The organism is Burkholderia torrens (assembly GCF_984668525.1).
Genome location: NZ_OZ480211.1, coordinates 3085938 through 3106095 on the forward strand (window position 1 = coordinate 3085938; position 20158 = coordinate 3106095).

At 67.1% G+C, this 20158-nt stretch carries 19 protein-coding genes; 7 read left to right on the forward strand and 12 right to left on the reverse strand.

The features are described from left to right. Window positions 1-33: 33 nt before the first annotated feature. The 7 genes from AC5LXX_RS14295 to AC5LXX_RS14325 form a co-directional block, all read right to left on the reverse strand. A complete protein-coding gene (locus AC5LXX_RS14295; protein ID WP_493406554.1) occupies window positions 34-1215 on the reverse strand; it encodes an acetyl-CoA C-acetyltransferase in 1182 nt (393 codons plus the stop codon). 271 nt (window positions 1216-1486) lie between these two features. Then, window positions 1487-2068 (reverse strand): TIGR01841 family phasin, encoded by a 582-nt coding sequence (gene phaP, locus AC5LXX_RS14300; RefSeq protein ID WP_493409862.1) that lies wholly within the window; start codon window positions 2066-2068, stop codon window positions 1487-1489. 505 nt (window positions 2069-2573) lie between these two features. Then, window positions 2574-3338, reverse strand: coding sequence for a ParA family protein (locus tag AC5LXX_RS14305; protein ID WP_122168431.1), 765 nt, complete (start codon window positions 3336-3338; stop codon window positions 2574-2576). Window positions 3339-3450: 112 nt separating this feature from the next. After that, window positions 3451-4074 (reverse strand): DNA-3-methyladenine glycosylase, encoded by a 624-nt coding sequence (locus AC5LXX_RS14310; RefSeq protein WP_493409863.1) that lies wholly within the window; start codon window positions 4072-4074, stop codon window positions 3451-3453. Then, entirely contained in the window at window positions 4061-4591 is a 531-nt protein-coding gene (mug, locus tag AC5LXX_RS14315; protein ID WP_493409864.1) for a G/U mismatch-specific DNA glycosylase, read from the reverse strand. The genes AC5LXX_RS14310 and mug overlap by 14 nt, the downstream gene beginning before the upstream one ends. A 135-nt stretch (window positions 4592-4726) precedes the next feature. Next, entirely contained in the window at window positions 4727-5278 is a 552-nt protein-coding gene (locus tag AC5LXX_RS14320; protein ID WP_493409865.1) for a single-stranded DNA-binding protein, read from the reverse strand. Window positions 5279-5380: 102 nt separating this feature from the next. Continuing rightward, window positions 5381-6568 (reverse strand): MFS transporter, encoded by a 1188-nt coding sequence (locus AC5LXX_RS14325; RefSeq protein ID WP_493409866.1) that lies wholly within the window; start codon window positions 6566-6568, stop codon window positions 5381-5383. A 265-nt stretch (window positions 6569-6833) separates the two neighbouring features. On the opposite strand from AC5LXX_RS14325, the gene uvrA reads away from it, so the two are divergent. After that, window positions 6834-9719 carry an excinuclease ABC subunit UvrA gene (uvrA, locus tag AC5LXX_RS14330; RefSeq protein ID WP_124452036.1) on the forward strand — a complete coding sequence of 962 codons (2886 nt, stop codon included), beginning with the start codon at window positions 6834-6836 and terminating at the stop codon, window positions 9717-9719. 246 nt (window positions 9720-9965) lie between these two features. Beyond that, the gene (locus AC5LXX_RS14335) at window positions 9966-11051 is read left to right on the forward strand and encodes an AI-2E family transporter (protein WP_493409867.1); all 1086 of its coding nucleotides are present in this window, start codon (window positions 9966-9968) and stop codon (window positions 11049-11051) included. 102 nt (window positions 11052-11153) lie between these two features. On the opposite strand, the gene purU is transcribed toward AC5LXX_RS14335, so the two are convergent. From purU to AC5LXX_RS14360, 5 genes are all read right to left on the reverse strand, one after another. Next, window positions 11154-12038 (reverse strand): formyltetrahydrofolate deformylase, encoded by an 885-nt coding sequence (gene purU, locus AC5LXX_RS14340; RefSeq protein WP_006483149.1) that lies wholly within the window; start codon window positions 12036-12038, stop codon window positions 11154-11156. A gap of 56 nt (window positions 12039-12094) precedes the next feature. Continuing rightward, window positions 12095-12961, reverse strand: coding sequence for an NUDIX hydrolase (locus tag AC5LXX_RS14345; protein ID WP_493409868.1), 867 nt, complete (start codon window positions 12959-12961; stop codon window positions 12095-12097). Window positions 12962-12966: 5 nt separating this feature from the next. After that, window positions 12967-13581 carry a LysE family translocator gene (locus AC5LXX_RS14350; protein WP_124452042.1) on the reverse strand — a complete coding sequence of 205 codons (615 nt, stop codon included), beginning with the start codon at window positions 13579-13581 and terminating at the stop codon, window positions 12967-12969. A gap of 93 nt (window positions 13582-13674) precedes the next feature. Continuing rightward, entirely contained in the window at window positions 13675-14241 is a 567-nt protein-coding gene (locus AC5LXX_RS14355; protein ID WP_011657958.1) for an adenine phosphoribosyltransferase, read from the reverse strand. A gap of 77 nt (window positions 14242-14318) precedes the next feature. After that, the gene (locus AC5LXX_RS14360; RefSeq protein WP_493409869.1) at window positions 14319-16325 is read right to left on the reverse strand and encodes a monovalent cation:proton antiporter family protein; all 2007 of its coding nucleotides are present in this window, start codon (window positions 16323-16325) and stop codon (window positions 14319-14321) included. A gap of 125 nt (window positions 16326-16450) precedes the next feature. Here AC5LXX_RS14360 and kdsD point away from each other — a divergent pair, with 125 nt between their 5' ends. The 5 genes from kdsD to lptB are packed head-to-tail and all read left to right on the forward strand — an operon-like array spanning window position 16451 to window position 20047. Beyond that, complete coding sequence (kdsD, locus tag AC5LXX_RS14365) at window positions 16451-17434, forward strand: arabinose 5-phosphate isomerase KdsD (protein WP_124452045.1); 984 nt, start codon at window positions 16451-16453, stop codon at window positions 17432-17434. Then, a complete protein-coding gene (locus AC5LXX_RS14370; protein WP_322088941.1) occupies window positions 17434-17970 on the forward strand; it encodes a KdsC family phosphatase in 537 nt (178 codons plus the stop codon). Before kdsD ends, AC5LXX_RS14370 begins: the two co-directional genes overlap by 1 nt. A 3-nt stretch (window positions 17971-17973) precedes the next feature. Further along, window positions 17974-18588: an LPS export ABC transporter periplasmic protein LptC gene (gene lptC / locus AC5LXX_RS14375; protein WP_493409870.1), complete on the forward strand. Its 615-nt coding sequence runs from the start codon at window positions 17974-17976 to the stop codon at window positions 18586-18588. Window positions 18589-18608: 20 nt separating this feature from the next. Next, on the forward strand, window positions 18609-19274 hold the full coding sequence (gene lptA, locus AC5LXX_RS14380) for a lipopolysaccharide transport periplasmic protein LptA (RefSeq protein WP_493409871.1): 666 nt from the start codon (window positions 18609-18611) through the stop codon (window positions 19272-19274). After that, on the forward strand, window positions 19271-20047 hold the full coding sequence (lptB, locus tag AC5LXX_RS14385; RefSeq protein WP_493409872.1) for an LPS export ABC transporter ATP-binding protein: 777 nt from the start codon (window positions 19271-19273) through the stop codon (window positions 20045-20047). The genes lptA and lptB overlap by 4 nt, the downstream gene beginning before the upstream one ends. Window positions 20048-20158: the final 111 nt, after the last annotated feature.

Sequence of the window (20158 nt, forward strand, 5' to 3'; positions counted from 1 at the left end):
GGCGTCGCGGCGAACCGTGCCGTCAGATCCTGCTCAGGCGCGCTCGACCGCGAGCGCGACGCCCATCCCGCCGCCGATGCACAGCGACGCCAGCCCGCGCTTCGCATCGCGCTTGACCATCTCGTGCAGCAGCGTCACCAGGATCCGGCAGCCCGACGCGCCGATCGGGTGACCGATCGCGATCGCCCCGCCGTTCACGTTCACCTTCGACGTGTCCCAGCCCATCTGCTTGTGCACCGCCAGCGCCTGCGCCGCGAACGCCTCGTTGATTTCCATCAGGTCCAGGTCGCCCGGCGTCCAGCCCGCGCGCTCCAGGCACCGGCGCGATGCCGGCACCGGGCCCATGCCCATCACGCTCGGATCGACGCCCGCGTTCGCATATGCCTTGATCCGCGCGAGCGGCGTCAGGCCGAGCGCCGCCGCCTTCTGCGCCGACATCACCAGCACCGCCGCCGCGCCGTCGTTCAGCCCCGACGCGTTCGCCGCCGTCACCGAGCCGTCCTTCGAGAACGCCGGCTTCAGCCCCGACAGCGATTCCGCCGTCACACCATGACGCACGAACTCGTCGGTCGCGAATTGCAGCGGCTCGCCCTTGCGTTGCGGAATCGACACCGGCACGATTTCATCGTTGAAGCGGCCGGCCTTCTGCGCGGCTTCCGCCTTGTTCTGCGACAACGCCGCGAACGCGTCCTGCTCTTCGCGCGTGATCCCGTATTCCTTCGCGACGTTCTCCGCCGTGATGCCCATGTGGTACTGGTTGTACACGTCCCACAGGCCGTCGACGATCATCGTGTCGACCAGCTTCGCGTCGCCCATTCGGAACCCGTCGCGCGAGCCCGGCAGCACGTGCGGCGACGCGCTCATGTTCTCCTGGCCGCCCGCGATCACGATGTCCGCGTCGCCCGCGACGATCGCGTTCGCCGCCAGCATTACGGCCTTCAGGCCCGAGCCGCACACCTTGTTGATCGTCATCCCCGGCACTGCCGTCGGCAGGCCGGCCTTGATCAGCGACTGGCGCGCCGGGTTCTGCCCCGAACCGGCCGTCAGCACCTGGCCCATGATCACTTCGCTCACCTGATCGGGCTTCACGCCCGCACGCTCCAGCACCGCGCGGATCACCGTCGCGCCCAGTTCCGGCGCCGCAACCTTCGCAAGCGAGCCACCGAATTTGCCGACCGCGGTTCGCGCGGCCGATACGATCACTACGTCCGTCATGTTCAATTCCTGCATCGAAATCAGTTCGTCGTTCTGACGCCGGCATGCGCCGGCTGCAACGGGCGATGGCGCACGTCGCGCCATCCGGCGCGATCGCGGTCGCACGCCGCCAAAGGGCGGACGCGGCGCCCGCGCACACCGGCGGCACGCCGGCACAGGCGCCTTGCGGCGAACCGGACGGCTGCCGGACACCGCGTGGCACACGCGGAGCCCGACGCCATCCGGCGCCGATCAAGCGTGTCGCGCTCGCACGCGGCACGCCGTCATGCAGTTACGCAGCCGATTCGCGTGCGGCTGCGTCCTTGCGGGCGGCGGCAGCCGTCTGCTTGGCGCCGCGCGTGGCCGTTTCGCTGACCGCATCGAAACCGCTCTGCGCGGCTTCGATCGCCTGACCCGTCGCTGCACGCACCGAATCAGCCGCTGCCGTCGCCGCGGACAGCGCCGAATTCAGCACGGCCACCACCGGTGCCGAGCCGGCCGGCGCATGCTTCGACAGCTCGCCGAGCGCGTCCTTCAGGCGCTTGTCGTTCTGTTCGTACTGCGCCTGCGCGACCTTCGCCCATTCGGATTGCGTCGACACCGCGATGTCGAACAGATGGCGGCCGTACGACACGACCTTGCCGGCCGCTTCCTGCGGTGCGGCGATCTGCTGCGCGAAGCCGGCGGCCGGGTTGTTGCTGTTGAACGCGTTCTTCAGCTTGTCCTCGTACTCTTCGAGCGCCGTCCGGGCCGCCTGCAGGTTGAGTTCGACGACAGCCTCGAAACCGTGGATCGCCGGACGGGCAATCGCGAACCACGCTGCGATACCGGACTGATAATCGGCGGTGAGTTTTTCGGGGGCAAATACGGACATCGGGCACGCTCCTGTTAGCAATGCGAGAGACGACGTAACGAAAAATGGAAGCTCGATCGACAACGGCTTCCTTATTGGCAACCCGTCACTTATTCGAGTGCGGGAAGTTGAAGGAGGCCCATTCTAGATCGATTAATTGTCAATTAAATGGCATTAATACTAGGTGTAAACCCTTATTATCATTTCAAGCAGCCGCTGGAACCCGCGACTCGCCGACATCGCGGAGAGGATCCCTCAGACGTCCGATCCCGCAATGCCTTTTTACCTTTTTACAGGATAGCGCACAGTGACGTCGCGCAACATTTACCAATTCATTATTCCGTTTATTAGAAAACCGACACGCATTGAAAATTGAGCAGTCACTTATGTAATCGTTTTTTCTGGATTTATTATGAAATCGTTTTCGGGATTATTAATGACAAAATCAATGATCGGACGAATTGCGGGTCGCGATGAAAATACGGCCGCATGATGCGGCCGCGGTCGATGCGGGGAAAGCGTGGAATCAGCCGGCCAGTTCGCGGTGCAATGCGCGGAACTCCTGCGCGAGCTTGTGCCCCGGCTCGAGATGGATCACCGGCGTCGACTGCTGATGCGACTCGCGGATCTTCACCGACGCCGACAGCCGCGACGCAAGCACCGGCAGCCCTTCGTCGACGAGTTCGTCGACCAGCCGTTGCGGCAGGCTCGCGCGCGGCTGGAACTGGTTGATGACGATCCCTTCCACCTCGAGCGCCGCGTTGTGGTCCTGCTGGATTTCCTTCACGTTCTCGAGCAGCGTGTACAGCGCACGGCGCGAGAAATCGTCGCAGTCGAACGGGATCAGGCAGCGCTCGACCGCGATCAGCGCCGAGCGCGTGTAGAAATTCAGCGCGGGCGGCGTGTCGATGTACACGGCGTCGTAGGTGTCGAGCTCGTTCAGCGCGTCGCGCAGCTTGTAGATCTTGTAGCGCGACTCGAGCTTGCCGTGCAGCGTGTCGAGATCCGGATGCGCAGGCATCACGTCCAGCCCTTCGAACGGGGTCGGATGGATGAACGACGCGACGTCGACCGGACGAAAGTTGAACGTCAGCGCGGTTTCGAAGAAACCGGCCACGCCCGGTTGCGCGTCGGCCGCCGCGTCGCCGAGCAGGTAGCGCGTGGAGTTCGCCTGCGCATCGAGGTCGATGACGAGCGTGCGCAACCCTTCGCTCGCACTGATCGCCGCCAGGTTGCAGACGATCGTCGACTTGCCCACGCCGCCCTTCTGGTTGAATACGACCCGCCGCATGGTGTCCCCTCGATCGAACGTCGAAAGGATCAGCTTAGCCGGTCAATAATGGCGGCTGCGTGACGCAGGTCGAATTGTGTGCGACTTGCGTACGACCTGTGTGCCGCACGCATCAGGTGCGCGGCAGCGCCCCCGACACGTACCGGTTGCCGGGCACGCACCACCGCCACGGGAAATCCTGGCCGACGCGGATGCCGATGCGCGGCCCGGCCTCCGGATTGGCGGGCGGCGCCATGCCGTCGTCGACGATCGCGAACCCTTCGCGCGCATCAACCAGGTCGGCGCCGTCCTGCGCGCCGCCGATCCCCATCGCCTGGGTCAGCCGCGCCGGCCCGCGGCACAGGTCGCGATCGCGCGTCTGCGGCGGCCGGGCCGCGCGCATCCGGTCGAGGCCGTGCAGCGGCTCCAGCGCGCGGATCAGCACACCGGTGCCCGTGCCGTCCGGGCCGCACACGCAGTTGCAGCACCAGTGCATGCCGTACGTGAAATAGACGTACAGATGCCCCGGCGGCCCGAACATCGTCGCGTTGCGCGGCGTCCTGCCGCGATAGGTATGCGCCGCCGGATCGATCGCGCCGGCATAGGCTTCCACTTCGACGATGCGGCCGGCGCGGCCGTCCGCTGCCGCGAGGATCTTGTTGAGCAGTTGCGGCGCGACGTCGGTGGCCGTGCGGTCGAAGAACGCACGCGGCAGCACGGTGCCCGGCCAACGGGAAGCCGTCTCATTGCGCCGCATGCTGCCCCGCCGTCGTCGCGGCCAGGCAAAGCTGGCGGTACGCGTCGACCAGCTCGCCGAGGCTGAACGCGAGATTTCTCCCGCTCGGATTGGGGAGCACCCAGACACTCGCGCCCTGCATGCGGGCCGGTTGCAGCCCCCACGCGACTTCGCGCTGCCCCGACAGCGCCGAATACGCGGCCTTGCCGAGAAAGGCAACGAAGCGCGGCTGGTAACGCGCGATCTTCTGCTCGAACGCCGCGGCCGCGGCGACGAATTCCGCGCGCGAAAGCTGGTCGGCACTTGCCGTCGGCCGCTTCACGACCGCCGTCAGGCCGCAGCCGTAACCGAGGATTGAGCTATCGTCCTGCGGCGAGATTTCCGCCGGCGTGAAGCCAGCGAGATGGAGCACGCGCCAGAAGCGGTTGTTTCGCCCCGCAAAGTGATGCCCGGTCGCTGCCGCGGTCAGGCCGGGATTGATCCCGCAGAACAGCACGTCGAGTTGTTCTGCGATGAGGTCGGGAAGTTCATCAGCCACGTTTTACCCGGAGTGCGACGTACAGGAAGAGGGACAGGAACGACGTAAACGAAGCAAGGCCCGAAGACCCGGGCCAAGCAAGCGGCTTGACTCGGGCATTCGGGCCCATCGTGATGCGGGATGCCGACTTGGCGATCAGAACGGGATATCGTCGTCCATCTCGTCGAAGCCGCCGCCGGCCGGTGCGCTCGGACGGCTTTGCGCGCCGCCGCCTGCACCGCCACGCGCCGCGCCGCCGGCACGACCGCCGCCGCCGCGTTCCATCTGCTCGCCGCGACCGCCGCCGCCGCCACCACCGTAGCCGCCGCCGTAACCGCCTTCGTCACCGCCACCACCGCCGCCGCCGCCCGCACCGCGGCCGCCGAGCATCTGCATCTGTTCTGCCACGATTTCGGTCGAGTAACGATCCTGGCCGTCCTGGCCCTGCCACTTGCGCGTGCGGATGCGGCCTTCGATATAGACCGACGAACCCTTCTTCAGGTATTCGCTGACGATTTCCGCCAGACGGCCGAAGAACGCGACGCGATGCCACTCGGTCATTTCCTTGAAATCGCCGCTCGTCTTGTCCTTGTAGCGATCGGTCGTCGCGAGACGGATGTTCGCAACCGCGTCGCCGCTCGGCAGGTAACGGACTTCAGGATCGGCGCCGAGATTGCCGACGAGGATGACCTTGTTGACGGATGCCATGTGTTTCTCCAGTAAATTCGATGCCGGGCCGCCCGCGCCTATCGCCGGGACGGCCCGCCGGACGAGCCGGCACGCGACCGGGCCTGCCCGAAATGAGGTTCTTCAGGCCTTGCGCGGCGGCGCCTTCATATTGGCCGCGATTATAAGCCACGCGGCCACGAGCCCCGAACACGTGTAGAAGACCGTGTTCGCGCCGCCGTGCTTCAGCAGCCAGCCGCCCACGATGCCGCCGAGCGCGAGCCCGATCGACTGCGTGGTGTTGTAGACGCCCGTGGCCGCGCCCTTGCGCGAACCCGGCGCCAGCTTCGACACGAGCGACGGCTGCGACGCTTCCAGGATGTTGAACCCGAGGAAGTAGACGAACAGAATCGCCGCCACAATCAGGATGGTATGCGGTGCGCTGCCGAGCAACAATTGACCAATCAGGATAGCCAGAATGCCGCCGAGCAGCACCGGCTTCATCTTGCCCCGTTTTTCCGCGACGATGATCGCCGGGACCATCATCACGAACGCGAGCCCCATCACCGGCAGGTAAACCTTCCAGTGCGCGGCGACCGGCAGCCCGCCGTCGACCAGCAGGCGCGGCACGACGAGGAACAGCGCCGTCTGCGTCGCATGCAGCACCAGCACGCCGAAGTTCAGGCGCAGCAGCTCGACGTTGTGCAGCACCTCGGCGAACGGCGCCGGCACGTGCACGGGCTTCGCCACGTCGGGCACGATCCACAGCACGACGCCGATCGCGAGGATCGACAGCACGCCGACGATCGCGAACAGCCCGCTCATCCCGACCCAGTGGAACACGATCGGCGCACCGACGATCGCGACCGCGAACGACACGCCGATCGACCCGCCGACCATCGCCATCGCCTTCGTGCGGTTCTGCTCGGAGGTCAGGTCGGCGATGAACGCGAGCACCGCGGACGACACCGCGCCCATCCCCTGGATCACACGGCCGACGATGATCCACGTGATGTCGTGCGCGGACGCGGCGACGAAGCTGCCGATCGCGAAGATCACGAGGCCCGTGGCGATCACCGGCTTGCGGCCGAACTTGTCGGATGCCCAGCCGTAGAAGATGTAGAACAGCGACTGCGTGACGCCGTAGGCCCCGAGCGCGATGCCGACGAGCAGCACGTTGTCGCCGCCCGGGATGGTTTTCGCGTAGACCGAGAACACCGGCATGATCATGAACAGGCCGAGCATGCGCAGCGCGAAGATCGCCGCGAGCGACGTGGTCGCGCGCAGTTCGGGCGCGGTCATGCGGGAAGACGTGGCGGACGGATTGGACATCGGGAATGAATTTCGAATGATCGGAATGTCCGCCCGGCGGCGGGCGGCGGAAGATCAGGACCGGCGGCCCGGAAGGCCTGGCGGGCGACACGTCGGGGCACGATGCAGACAGCCTGCGGGCCGCCCGGAACCGTGCGGCGCGAGCGCTTTCCCCGGTGCGGGTGTCGCCTTGCTGCCACCTGCTGTAAAGGCGGGGGGCCGTAAACGACGGTCTCGAAAAGCCGTTATAGTAGCAGGTTTGGTTCCCTCCATTTTCGCCAGGTTCATGGAACAGATCCGTATCCGTGGGGCACGCACCCACAACCTGAAAAACGTCAATCTCGACCTGCCGCGCCACAAGCTGATCGTGATTACCGGGTTGTCCGGGTCGGGCAAGTCGTCGCTCGCGTTCGACACCCTTTATGCCGAGGGCCAGCGCCGCTACGTCGAAAGCCTGTCCGCGTATGCCCGCCAGTTCCTGCAGCTGATGGAGAAACCCGACGTCGACCTGATCGAGGGCCTGTCGCCCGCGATCTCGATCGAGCAGAAGGCGACGTCCCACAACCCGCGTTCGACCGTCGGTACGGTCACCGAGATCCACGACTACCTGCGACTTTTGTACGCACGTGTCGGCACGCCCTACTGCCCCGACCACGAGATCCCGCTCGAGGCGCAGAGCGTGTCGCAGATGGTCGACGCGGCGCTCGCGCTGCCCGAGGAAACCAAGCTGATGATCCTCGCGCCCGTCGTCGCCGACCGCAAGGGCGAGCACGCCGAGTTGTTCGAGGACATGCAGGCGCAGGGCTTCGTGCGCTTTCGCGTGCGCTCGGGCGGCGGCGCCGCGAACGAAGGCGTCGCGAAGATCTACGAGGTCGAATCGCTGCCGAAGCTGAAGAAGAACGACAAGCACACGATCGACGTCGTCGTCGACCGCCTGAAGGTGCGCCCGGACATGAAGCAGCGGCTCGCCGAATCGTTCGAGACGGCGCTGCGCCTCGCCGACGGCCGCGCGATCGCGCTCGAGATGGATACCGACAAGGAATACCTGTTCAGCTCGAAGTTCGCGTGCCCGATCTGCTCGTACTCGCTGCAGGAGCTCGAGCCGCGGCTGTTCTCGTTCAACAACCCGATGGGCGCGTGCCCGGAATGCGACGGCCTCGGCCAGATCACGTTCTTCGACCCGAAGCGGGTCGTCGCGCACCCGTCGCTGTCGCTCGCCGCCGGCGCCGTGAAGGGCTGGGACCGCCGCAACCAGTTCTACTTCCAGATGCTGCAGAGTCTCGCGGCGTTCTACGAATTCGACATCGACGCCGCGTTCGAGGACCTGCCGGAAAAGATCCGGAAGGTGCTGCTGTTCGGCTCGGGCAAGCAGACGATCCCGTTCTCGTACATCAACGAGCGCGGCCGCACGACAATCCGCGAGCACGTGTTCGAAGGGATCATCCCGAACCTCGAGCGCCGCTACCGCGAGACCGATTCGGTCGCGGTGCGTGAAGAGCTGTCGAAGTACCAGAACAACCAGCCGTGCCCGTCGTGCGACGGCACGCGCCTGCGCCGCGAGGCGCGCCACGTGCGGATCGGCACCGGCGACTACGCGCGCGGCATCTATGAAATCAGCGGCTGGCCGCTGCGCGACGCGCTCGGCTATTTCGACGGCCTGACGCTCGAAGGCGCGAAGCGCGAGATCGCCGACAAGGTGATCAAGGAAATCGTCGCGCGCCTCACGTTCCTGAACAACGTCGGTCTCGACTACCTGTCGCTCGAGCGCAGTGCCGAGACGCTGTCGGGCGGCGAGGCGCAGCGCATCCGGCTCGCGTCGCAGATCGGCTCGGGCCTCACGGGCGTGATGTACGTGCTCGACGAGCCGTCGATCGGCCTGCACCAGCGCGACAACGACCGCCTGATCGCGACGCTCAAGCACCTGCGCGACCTCGGCAACTCGGTGATCGTCGTCGAGCACGACGAGGACATGATCCGCACGGCCGACTACGTCGTCGACATGGGCCCCGGCGCGGGCGAGCACGGCGGCGTGATCGTGGCCGAAGGCACGCCGAAGCAGGTGCAGTCGAACCCGCAGTCGCTGACGGGCCAGTACCTGGTCGGCAAGCGCGTCATCGAATATCCGGACGAGCGGCTCGCACCCGATCCCGAGCGGATGCTGCGCATCGTCGACGCGCACGGCAACAACCTGAAGCACGTCGATCTCGAACTGCCGGTCGGCCTGCTGACCTGCATCACCGGCGTGTCGGGCTCCGGCAAGTCGACGCTGATCAACGACACGCTGTATCACGCGGTCGCGCGCCACCTGTACGGTTCGTCGGCCGAGCCGGCGCCGCACGAGGCGATCGAGGGCCTCGAGCACTTCGACAAGGTGATCAACGTCGACCAGTCGCCGATCGGCCGCACGCCGCGCTCGAACCCGGCCACGTACACGGGCCTGTTCACGCCGATCCGCGAGCTGTTCTCGGGCGTGCCGACCTCGAAGGAGCGCGGCTACGATCCGGGCCGCTTCTCGTTCAACGTGAAGGGCGGCCGCTGCGAATCGTGCCAGGGCGACGGCGTGCTGAAGGTCGAGATGCACTTCCTGCCGGACGTCTACGTGCCGTGCGACGTGTGCCACGGCAAGCGCTACAACCGCGAAACGCTCGAAGTGCAGTACAAGGGCAAGAACATCAGCGAAGTGCTCGACATGACGGTCGAGCACGCGTACGAGTTCTTCAGCGCGGTGCCGGTCATCGCGCGCAAGCTGAAGACGCTGCTCGACGTCGGCCTCGGCTACATCCGCCTCGGCCAGTCGGCCACGACGCTGTCGGGCGGCGAGGCGCAGCGCGTGAAGCTGTCGCTGGAGCTGTCGAAGCGCGACACCGGCCGCACGCTGTACATCCTCGACGAGCCGACCACCGGCCTGCACTTCCACGACATCGCGCTGCTTCTCGAAGTGATCCACCGGTTGCGCGACCAGGGCAACACGGTCGTGATCATCGAGCACAACCTCGACGTGATCAAGACGGCCGACTGGGTGATCGACCTCGGCCCCGAAGGCGGCGCCGGCGGCGGCCAGATCATCGCGCAGGGCACGCCCGAGCAGGTCGCGAAGACGAAGGCGAGCTTCACCGGCAAGTACCTCGCGCCGCTGCTCAAGCGCCCGACCCGCAAGGTCGCGGCCGGCTGACGCGCCCGCCCTTCCCGCGCGCGGCCGCCCGGCCGCGCGCGCGTCCCTCCGCGCCGCGCAACCGGCCTCCCCTCGTTTTCCCTTCTGCGTTTACACCACGCGCCAAACGGCCCCGTTGCGGACCATAATGGCAGCTATACTTTACGGTCGTAAGGTTCGCCGTACGCACCAATCCGGTGCAGCGCCGGGCGAACGCGGCTCTGCCGCGCATTCCGCGGCATGACACACGAACGACAGGAATCCACGATGGAGAAGCAACCAGACTCGTCGCGCGATGCGCAGAATCGCGAACCGCACCTGCGCAGCGTGCGGCTGACGAGCGACTTCAGCCTGCCGAAGCTGTCGGCGCTCGAGATCGGCAGCTACGTATTCGCGCTCCTCGCCATGTGGCTCGTGATCGAGCTCAAGCTGCTCGGCGGAATGCTGGCCGGCCTGCTCGTCTACCAGCTGATCCACACGATCGCGCCCGTGATCGAACGCCATACCACGAGCATGCGCGCGCGCTGGGTCGCCGTCGTGCTGCTGTCGATCGCGATCGTCGGCGCGCTCACCGGCCTGACGCTCGCCATCATCGAGCATTTCGAGCACACGGTGCCGAACCTGCAGAGCCTGCTCGGCCAGCTGATGCAGATCGTCGAGCAAACGCGTGCGCGCACGCCGGCCTGGATCGCGAACCTGCTGCCCGTCGACGTCGAGCAGATGAAGACGAGGGCGGCCGTGCTGATGCACTCGCACATGGACCAGCTCCAGCAGAGCGGCAAGAGCGTCGCGCGCGGCTTCGGCCACGTGCTGTTCGGGATGATCATCGGCGCGATGATCGCGATCGGCGTCGAGCACGGCAAGGTGCGCCGGCCGCTGTCGACCGCGCTCGTCACGCGCGTGTCGCGCTTCGCCGACGCCTTCCGCCGGATCGTGTTCGCGCAGATCAAGATCTCGGCGATCAACGCGGTGTTCACGGGCATCTACCTGCTCGTCGCGCTGCCGATCTTCCACCAGCGGCTGCCGCTGTCGAAAACGCTCGTGCTCGTCACGTTCATCGTCGGCTTGCTGCCGGTGATCGGCAACCTGATCTCGAACACGCTGATCGTCGCCGTGTCGCTGTCGGTCAGCATGGGCACGGCGATCGCGTCGCTCGCGTTCCTCGTCGTCATCCACAAGCTCGAGTATTTCCTGAACGCGAAGATCATCGGCGGCCAGATCGAGTCGCGTGCGTGGGAGCTGCTGCTCGCGATGCTGATCATGGAAGCCGCGTTCGGGCTGCCCGGCGTGATCGCCGCGCCGATCTTCTATGCGTACCTGAAGCGCGAGCTGTACCTGCTGCGGCTGATCTGAAGCAGACTGCCGCGCTCACGCAATAAAAAACGCCGCACTCCGTAGGAGGCGGCGTTTTTGTTTGCCGGGGCCGACGGGGCCGACTATCCGGCCGCCATCGCATCAGCGGAACACGACCGTCTTCGTCCCGTTCAGCACGATCCGGTGCTCGACGTGCCACTTCACCGCCCGCGCGAGCGTCACGCACTCGACGTCGCGGCCGATCGCGGTCAGCTGGTCGGGTGTCATGCTGTGGTCGACGCGCTCCACTTCCTGTTCGATGATCGGGCCTTCGTCGAGATCGGTCGTCACGTAGTGCGCGGTCGCGCCGATCAGCTTCACGCCGCGGTCGAACGCCTGGTAGTACGGCTTCGCGCCCTTGAAACTCGGCAGGAACGAATGGTGGATGTTGATCGCGCGCCCGGCGAGCTGCTCGCACATGTTCGGCGACAGGATCTGCATGTAGCGCGCGAGCACGACGAGATCGGCCTGGTGCTCGTCGATCACTTCCAGCACGCGCGCTTCCTGCGCGGCCTTCGCGGCATCGGACGAGCCGCCGATCAGCGGAAAGTGATGGAACGGAATGTTGTAGCTCGCGGCGAGCTGGTAGAACTCCTTGTGGTTCGACACGATCGCCGGGATCTCGATCGGCAGCTGGCCGGTGCGATAGCGGAACAGCAGGTCGTTCAGGCAGTGGCCGATCTTCGACACCATGATCACGACGCGCGGCTTCACGGCCGCGTCGTGCAGCTCCCAGCGCATCGAGAACTGCTCGGCGAGCGGCGCAAACTCCTTGCGCAGCGTGTCGAGCGCCGATGCGGCATCCACGCCGCCACCGTCCTGTTCGAAGTGCACGCGCATGAAGAACTCGCTGGTCCGGCTGTCGCCGAACTGCGCCGAATCGAGGATGTTGTTGCTGCGCTCGAACAGGAAGCCCGAGACCGCATGGACGATGCCGTGCCGATCGGGGCACGACAGTTTCAAGATAAAGCTGTGATCGGTCGGCATGACCGCTACTCCCTTTGTTTCCGTATTCGTCAAATGGTCCGTTCGCCGCGGCTGCGTCACGCGGCCGGTGCGAACAGCGCGTCGATCCCGGCCGCATCGGCCGCCGGAATCCAGCGGTGGCGCAGCAGCGTGTCGAGCGTCGCGAGGCTCGCATCCATCGTCGCGCGGCCGTCGCGCAGCCAGCCGATCACCTCGGGCACGCCGGCCAGCAGGTGCTCGGCCACTTCGCCGTCCTGGTTGCGCGGCGCGAAATCGTGCGGCAGCGGCAGGTCGTACACGAAGATCAGTTCGGACTGCGTGCCTTCCGGCAGCGAGTTCAGCACCTGCACCGCGCGGCCCGCGATCGCGCGCGCGGCCAGTTCGGGCGGAATGCCGGCTTCTTCCCAGCATTCCTTCGCGAGCGTCTCGTGAACGCCCAGCCCCCAGCCGATGCCGCCGGCGACGACGTTGTCGAGCATGCCGGGGTCGGTGGCCTTGGTCTCGCTGCGACGGCCGAGCCACATCCGCGGCACGGCAGCGGCGGGCGGCTCGCCCGGCGCAACCGCATATTCTACGATGCCGTTCACGTGCACCGCATAGGTCTGCGTGCCGAAGAAGCGCGACGCGGCGCGCTCGATGTAGGCGAGCGGCGGATCGTCGAAGCGGTTGCGGATCGCGTAGATCTCGTCGCGCCAGCCTGGAATCGCGCCCTCGGCCGCCAGTGCGCCGATCGCGCTCGCGAGCGCCATGCTGCGCGCGTCGACCGAGTCGTAGCGCGCCGACAGCACGACGCGCTCGCCGGTCAGCTCGAACACGTCGGGCCAGCGCGCGAGCTTCGCGACGTCCTGGCGGCGCACCCAGCCGACCGCCTGGCCGGCGATCTCGAAACGCAGGTGCGCGGCCGGATCGAAGCGGCGCGCGGCCGCGATGCACGGAAACGTCATCGCGCTCAGTCCTTCAGCGCGACACGGATGCCGATCGCGATGAACGTCGCGCCGGCAATGCGGTCGAGCCACACGCCGGCCTTCGGGCGGCGCTTCAGCCACGCGCCGATCATGCCCGCACCCACGCCGAACAGCGAGAAGACCACGGCCGTCTGCAGCATGAACAGCGCGCCGAGCTCGAACATCTGCAGCGTCACGCCCTGCGCGCCGTGCGGATCGACGAACTGCGGCAGGAACACGACGAAGAACAGCGTGACCTTCGGGTTCATCAGGTTGCCGATCACGCTCTGCCGGAAGATCGTGCCGAGCGGCTGCGGCGGGCGCGCATGCGCATTCGCAAGGCCCTGGCTGCGCAGCGCCTTGATGCCGATCCACACGAGGTACGCGGCGCCCGCGAGCTTCAGGATCTCGAACGCGACGGGCGACGAACGCAGCACGGCCGCCACGCCGAGTGCCGCGAGCGTCGTGTGGAACAGGATCCCGGCGGTGAAGCCGAGCGCGGCGACGAAGCCGGCCGCGCGACCCTGCGAGATGCCGCGGGCGAGCACCTGCAGGTTGTCGGGACCGGGCGCGAACGTGATCGCGACCGACGTGGCAAGAAACAGCATGAAGTTGGGCATCGTGACCTCGCTGCGAAACGTGAACCAATGCGGTGAACCAACGCGTTGAACCAATGCGACGAACCCGGGCGATGTGCCCGGGCGGACCGTCGCTCAGTGGCCGGCGAATTCGGTAACGGTATAGACGGGCAGTCCGGCGTTGCGCAGCAGCGTCGAGCCGCCGAGATCGGGCAGGTCGATGATCGCCGCGCCTTCGACGACCACCGCGCCGAGCCGCTGCAGCAGGTTGCGCCCCGCCATCATCGTGCCGCCGGTCGCGATCAGGTCGTCCATGATGATCACGCGGTCGCCGGGGCGGCACGCGTCTTCGTGGATCTCGACCGTCGCGCTGCCGTATTCGAGGTCGTACGATTCCGAGCGCGTCTTGTACGGCAGCTTGCCGACCTTGCGGATCGGCACGAAACCGACGCTCAACTCGTACGCGACGATCGGCGCGATGATGAAGCCGCGCGCGTCGAGGCCCGCGACGTAGTCGAGCTTTGCATCGACATAGCGTTCGACGAACAGGTCGACGAGGATGCGCAGCGCCTTCGGGCTCTGCAGCAGCGTCGTAATGTCGCGGAACTGCACGCCCGGCTGCGGCCAGTCGGGCACCGTGCGGATCTGGCTGTGGATGAAGGCGACCGGATCGAGCGGTGCGCCCGGCGACGAATGCGGCATGAAACTCTCCGAAAAAAACGGTGCGCGAAGATCGGGCACCGTTTCGAATCAATACGGGTCGGGTCGTAAATCGCGACTCAGGCGGCCGCGGCCGGCGGATCGCGCCGATGGCGCGACAACCGCTCCTCCGCGAGCGCGAGCGCCTCGGGCAGCCCGCGCAGCACCACGATGTCGCTCGCGCGCAGCTTGGTCTGCGGATCGGGTTCGACGCCGCGGATGCCGTGCCGGCGGATCGCCGTGACTTCCAGCCCGAGCGCATACAGCCCGAGTTCTTCCAGCGAACGCCCGACCGCGTCCGCGCGCGCATCGACCGGCACCGATTGTAGCCGCACCTGCTCGTGGTCGTCGTCGTCCGCGTCATCCGCGCCGCGGAAATAGCCGCGCAGCAGGCTGTAGCGCTCGTCGCGCATTTCCTCGACGCGCCGCACCACCTTGCGCATCGGCACGCCGACCAGCACCAGCGTGTGCGACGCGAGCATCAGGCTGCCCTCGACGATCTCCGGAATCACCTCGGTCGCGCCGGCCGCGAGCAGCTTTTCGAGATCGGCATCGTCGACGGTACGCACGATCGCGGGCAGCGTCGGCTCGAGTTCGTGCACGTGATGCAGCACGCGCAGCGCCGACGGCGTGTTCGCATAGGTGATCGCGACGGCCGCCGCGCGGTGGATACCGGCCGCGAGCAGTGACTCGCGGCGCGCCGCGTCGCCGAACACGACCGATTCGCCGGCCGCCGCGGCCGCACTCACGCGATCGGGGTCGAGGTCGAGCGCGACGTACGAAATGCCTTCCTGTTCGAGCATCCGTGCCAGGTTCTGCCCGGCCCGGCCGTAGCCGCATATGATCACGTGGCCGCGCTGCTTCAGGCTTTGCGTCGCGATCCGCGTCATCTGCAGCGACTGCTGCATCCATTCGGTCGACGACAGCCGCATCACGATCCGGTCGGCGTTCTGGATCAGGAACGGCGCGGCGAGCATCGACAGCAGCATCGACGCGAGGATCGCCTGCAGCAGCGTCGAATCGACGAGATGCCGGTCGAGGATCAGGTTCAGCAGCACGAAGCCGAATTCGCCGGCCTGCGCGAGGCCGATGCCGGTGCGCATCGCGACGCCCGGCGTCGCGCCGAACAGCCGCGCGAGCCCGGTGATCGTCGTCGCCTTGAACAGGATCTGCCCGACGAAGAAGCCGAGCACGAGGAGCGGGTGCTCCCAGATCACGCGCGGATCGAGCAGCATGCCCGTCGTCACGAAGAACAGGCCGAGCAGCACGTCGCGGAACGGCTTGATGTCCTCTTCCACCTGATGGCGGAACGGCGTCTCGGAAATGAGCATCCCCGCGATGAACGCGCCGAGCGCGAGCGACAGGCCGAACTTGTCGGTGATGAACGCGGCGCCCAGCGTGACGAGCAGCAGGTTCAGCACGAACAGCTCCTGCGAGCGGCGCCGCGCGACGACGTTGAGCCAGCGCGTCATGAAGCGCTGCCCGATGACCAGCAGCAGCGTAAGCGCGATCACGATCTTGACCGCCGCGACGCCAAGCGTGAGCGCGAGGTCCTTCGACGATTCGGCGCCGAACGCGGCGATCACGATCAGCAGCGGCACGACCGCGAGATCCTGGAACAGCAGCACGCCGAAGATGTTGCGGCCGTGCTCGGTCTCGATCTCGAGCCGCTCGGCGAGCATCTTCGACACGATCGCCGTCGACGACATCGCGAGCGCGCCGCCGAGCGCGATGCTGCCCTGCCATGTGAGGTGCTCCCAGCGTTCGAACAGCGCGCCGAGCGCGAGCGCGAGCACCAGCGTCGCGACGACCTGCAGCAGCCCGAGCCCGAACACGAGCCGCTGCATCGACCTCAGCTTCGCCAGCGAGAATTCGAGGCCGATCGAGAACATCAGGAACACCACGCCGAATTCCGCGAGATGCTCGGCCCGTTCGAGATCCGCCGTGATGCCGAGCGCGTGCGGGCCGACCAGGATGCCGACGGTCAGGTAGCCGAGCATCGGCGGCAGGTTCAACGAACGGAATACGACGACGCCCACCACCGAAGCCAGCAGCAGCAGCAGAGTCATTTCGAGCGGGGAAATCACAGGCGAAGCGTCCTCGTTCGTCGGGGCCACGGCAATGCGGGCGCGGGTGGTGGCGGTGGACAGGCGGCATCGGACGAGTCCGAAGGCCCGGCGCGGCGAACAAACGCCTTTGCTATACTCCGCGCATGATAGCGAAAATCAATGATGATCGGGCGCTCGCGCTCGCCCGCGACGTGCTCGACATCGAGGCGGACGCCGTGCGCGCGCTGCGCGACCAGCTCGACGGCGGCTTCGTCCAGGCCGTCGCGCTGCTGCTCGGCTGCCGCGGCCGCGTGGTGGTGTCCGGTATCGGCAAATCGGGGCATATCGCCCGCAAGATCGCAGCCACGCTGGCCAGCACCGGTACGCCGGCCTTCTTCGTCCACCCCGCCGAGGCCAGCCACGGCGACCTCGGGATGGTCACCTCCGACGACGTCTTCATCGGCATCTCCTATTCAGGCGAATCGGAAGAGCTCGTCGCGATCCTGCCGCTCGTGAAGCGGATCGGCGCGAAGCTGATCGCGATCACGGGCCGCGCGGGGTCGAGCCTCGGCACGCTCGCCGACGTGAACCTGAACGCGGCAGTGTCGAAGGAAGCGTGCCCGCTGAACCTCGCGCCCACCGCGAGCACGACCGCCGCGCTCGCGCTCGGCGATGCGCTCGCCGTCGCCGTGCTCGACGCGCGCGGCTTCGGTTCGGAAGATTTCGCGCGCTCGCACCCGGGCGGCGCACTCGGCCGGCGCCTGCTCACGTATGTGCGCGACGTGATGCGCTCGGGCGACGACGTCCCGTCCATCGGGCTCGACGCGACGCTGTCGGACGCGCTGTTCCAGATCACCGCGAAGCGCCTCGGCATGACGGCCGTGGTCGACGCCGGCGGCAAGGTCGTCGGTATCTTCACGGACGGCGACCTGCGCCGCGTGCTCGCGCGCGACGGCGATTTCCGCACGCTGCCGATCACCGACGTGATGACGCGCGACCCGCGCACGATCGCACCGGATCACCTCGCGGTCGAAGCCGTGGAACTGATGGAGCGCCACCGGATCAACCAGATGCTGGTGGTCGATGCCGACGGCGTGCTGATCGGCGCGCTGAACATGCACGACCTGTTTTCGAAGAAGGTGATCTGATGAGCGCAGCGCTGACTGCGGCCGAACGCGCGAGCCGCGTGAAGCTGATGATTTTCGACGTCGACGGCGTGCTGACCGACGGCGGCCTGCTGTTTACCGCGACCGGCGACACGATGAAGTCGTTCAATTCGCTCGACGGCCACGGCGTGAAGCTGCTCGGCGAAGCCGGCATCGCGACCGCGATCATCACGGGCCGCCGCTCGGACATCGTCGCGGCGCGCGCGAAGGAAATGAAGATCGCGCACCTGTTCCAGGGCGTCGAGAACAAGCTCACCGTGTTCGCCGACCTGATCGCGTCGCTCGGCCTCACCGCCGACGCGTGCGGCTACATGGGCGACGACTGGCCCGACCTGCCCGTGATGCTGCGCTGCGGCTTCGCGACGGCCCCCGCGAACGCGCACCCCGAGGTGATCGCCCGCGCGCACTGGGTCGCCGAGGCCCGCGGCGGCCAGGGCGCCGTGCGCGAAGTCTGCGACGCGATCCTGCGCGCGCAGCGCCGCTACGACGCGCTGCTCGCAGCGGCCTGCGGAGCCTGACGGATGAGTACGCATTTCCGCTGGACCCAGCTGCTGCCGCTCGTCGCGGTCGCCGCGCTCGCAGGCATCACGTGGTGGCTGCTGCAGGCCACGCTGCCGCCGCCCGGCGAGGGCACCGTGCAGCCGAAGCGCCACACGCCCGACTATTTCGCGGACAACTTCTCGGTCACCGAGCTCGACCAGTCGGGCTCGACCCAGTACCGGCTGACGGCCGCGAAGCTGATCCACTACGAAGACACCGAAAACAGCGACCTGACCGATCCGGCCATGCGCGCGTTCCAGCCCGGCAAGCCGGTCGTCACGACCACCGCGAAGCGCGGCACCGTCAACGGCGACGTGTCGATCGTCGATTTGTACGACAATGCACGCATCCTGCGCGCGGCCGGCGGCGGCGATCCGCAGATGCAGGCCGATTCCCAGCATTTCCGGATCTTCGTCAATGACGATGTGATCCAGACCGAAAAGCCGGTTAAACTTCAGCGCGGCCTGTCGCTCGTCAACGCGACCGACGGCATGAAGTACAACAACGTCACCCGGGTCATCGAGCTTTACGGCAACGTGCGCGGCACGATCGCCGCGCAGGACACGTCCGGCGGCTCGAAAGGTCAACCCAAGTGACGCATCCCTCACGTGACTGCATGAACGAACCGTTCCCTCGACAGATTTCCGGCGGCGCTGCGCGCGCCGTCCGCGCCGCGCTCGCCGCGACGCTCGTGGCGCTCCCGCTCGTCGGGCTGGCGCCGCTCGCCCATGCCGAGAAGGCCGACCAGAGCAAGCCGATCAACGTCGAGGCCGACAACCTGACCTATGACGACCTGAAGCAGGTCACGGTCGCGACCGGCAACGTCGTGATCACGAAGGGCACGATCATCATCAAGGGCGATCGCGTCGAAGTGCGCCAGGACCCGGAAGGCTATCAGTACGCCACCTCGTACGGCAGCGGCAAGAAGCACGCGACGTTCCGCCAAAAGCGCGAAGGCCTCGACGAATACATCGACGGCGACGCCGAGCGCATCGACTACGACGGCAAGCAGGACCTGACCACGCTGACGACCGCCGCGACCGTACGCCGCCTGCAGGGCACGTCGACGATCGCCGACACCGTGCACGGCAGCGTGATCACGTACGACGGCCAGCGCGACTTCTACACCGCAAAGGGCGGCAAGGACGTCGCCGCGCCGGGCAACCCGAACGGCCGCGTGCGCGCGATGCTGTCGCCGAAGAACGGCGGCCCCGCGCCGCTGAACGGTGCGCCGGCGAAGCTGTCGCCGTCGACCACGATCCAGGGAGCGCCGGGCCAATGAACGCGCTACCGAACCGCCAACCTGCCGGCACCACGAGCTCGCTCGTCGTCCGCAACCTGAAGAAGCGCTACGGCTCGCGCACGGTCGTCAAGGACGTGTCGCTCGACGTGAAGAGCGGCGAAGTCGTCGGCCTGCTCGGCCCGAACGGCGCCGGCAAGACCACGTCGTTCTACATGATCGTCGGCCTCGTGCCGCTCGACGCGGGCGAGATCTCGCTGAACGGCAGCTCGATCAGCCTGCTGCCGATCCACAAGCGCGCATCGCTCGGCCTGTCGTACCTGCCGCAGGAAGCGTCCGTGTTCCGCAAGCTGACCGTCGAGGAGAACATCCGCGCGGTGCTCGAGCTGCAGCACGGCGAAGACGGCAAGCGGCTGTCGAAGGACGCGATCTCGTCGCGCACCGAAGCGCTGCTCGACGAACTGCAGATCGGCCACCTGCGCGAGAACCCCGCGCTGTCGCTGTCGGGCGGTGAACGGCGCCGCGTCGAAATCGCACGCGCGCTCGCGACCAACCCGAACTTCATCCTGCTCGACGAACCGTTCGCCGGCGTCGACCCGATCGCGGTGCTCGAGATCCAGAAGATCGTCAAGTTCCTCAAGCAGCGCAACATCGGCGTGCTGATCACCGATCACAACGTCCGCGAAACGCTCGGCATCTGCGATCACGCGTACATCATCAGCGACGGCTCGGTGCTCGCCTCCGGCGCACCGAGCGAAATCATCGAAAACGAAAGCGTGCGCCGCGTATACCTCGGCGAACACTTCCGCATGTAACTCCCCCTCGTGGCTGGCTGCACCCCGCCCGGCATCGCCGTGCGGGGCCGCGCCCGGCTTTGCATCCACGCCCGCGGCCCTGCCCGCGGCCGGGCGGCGCGCCGCGCGTAA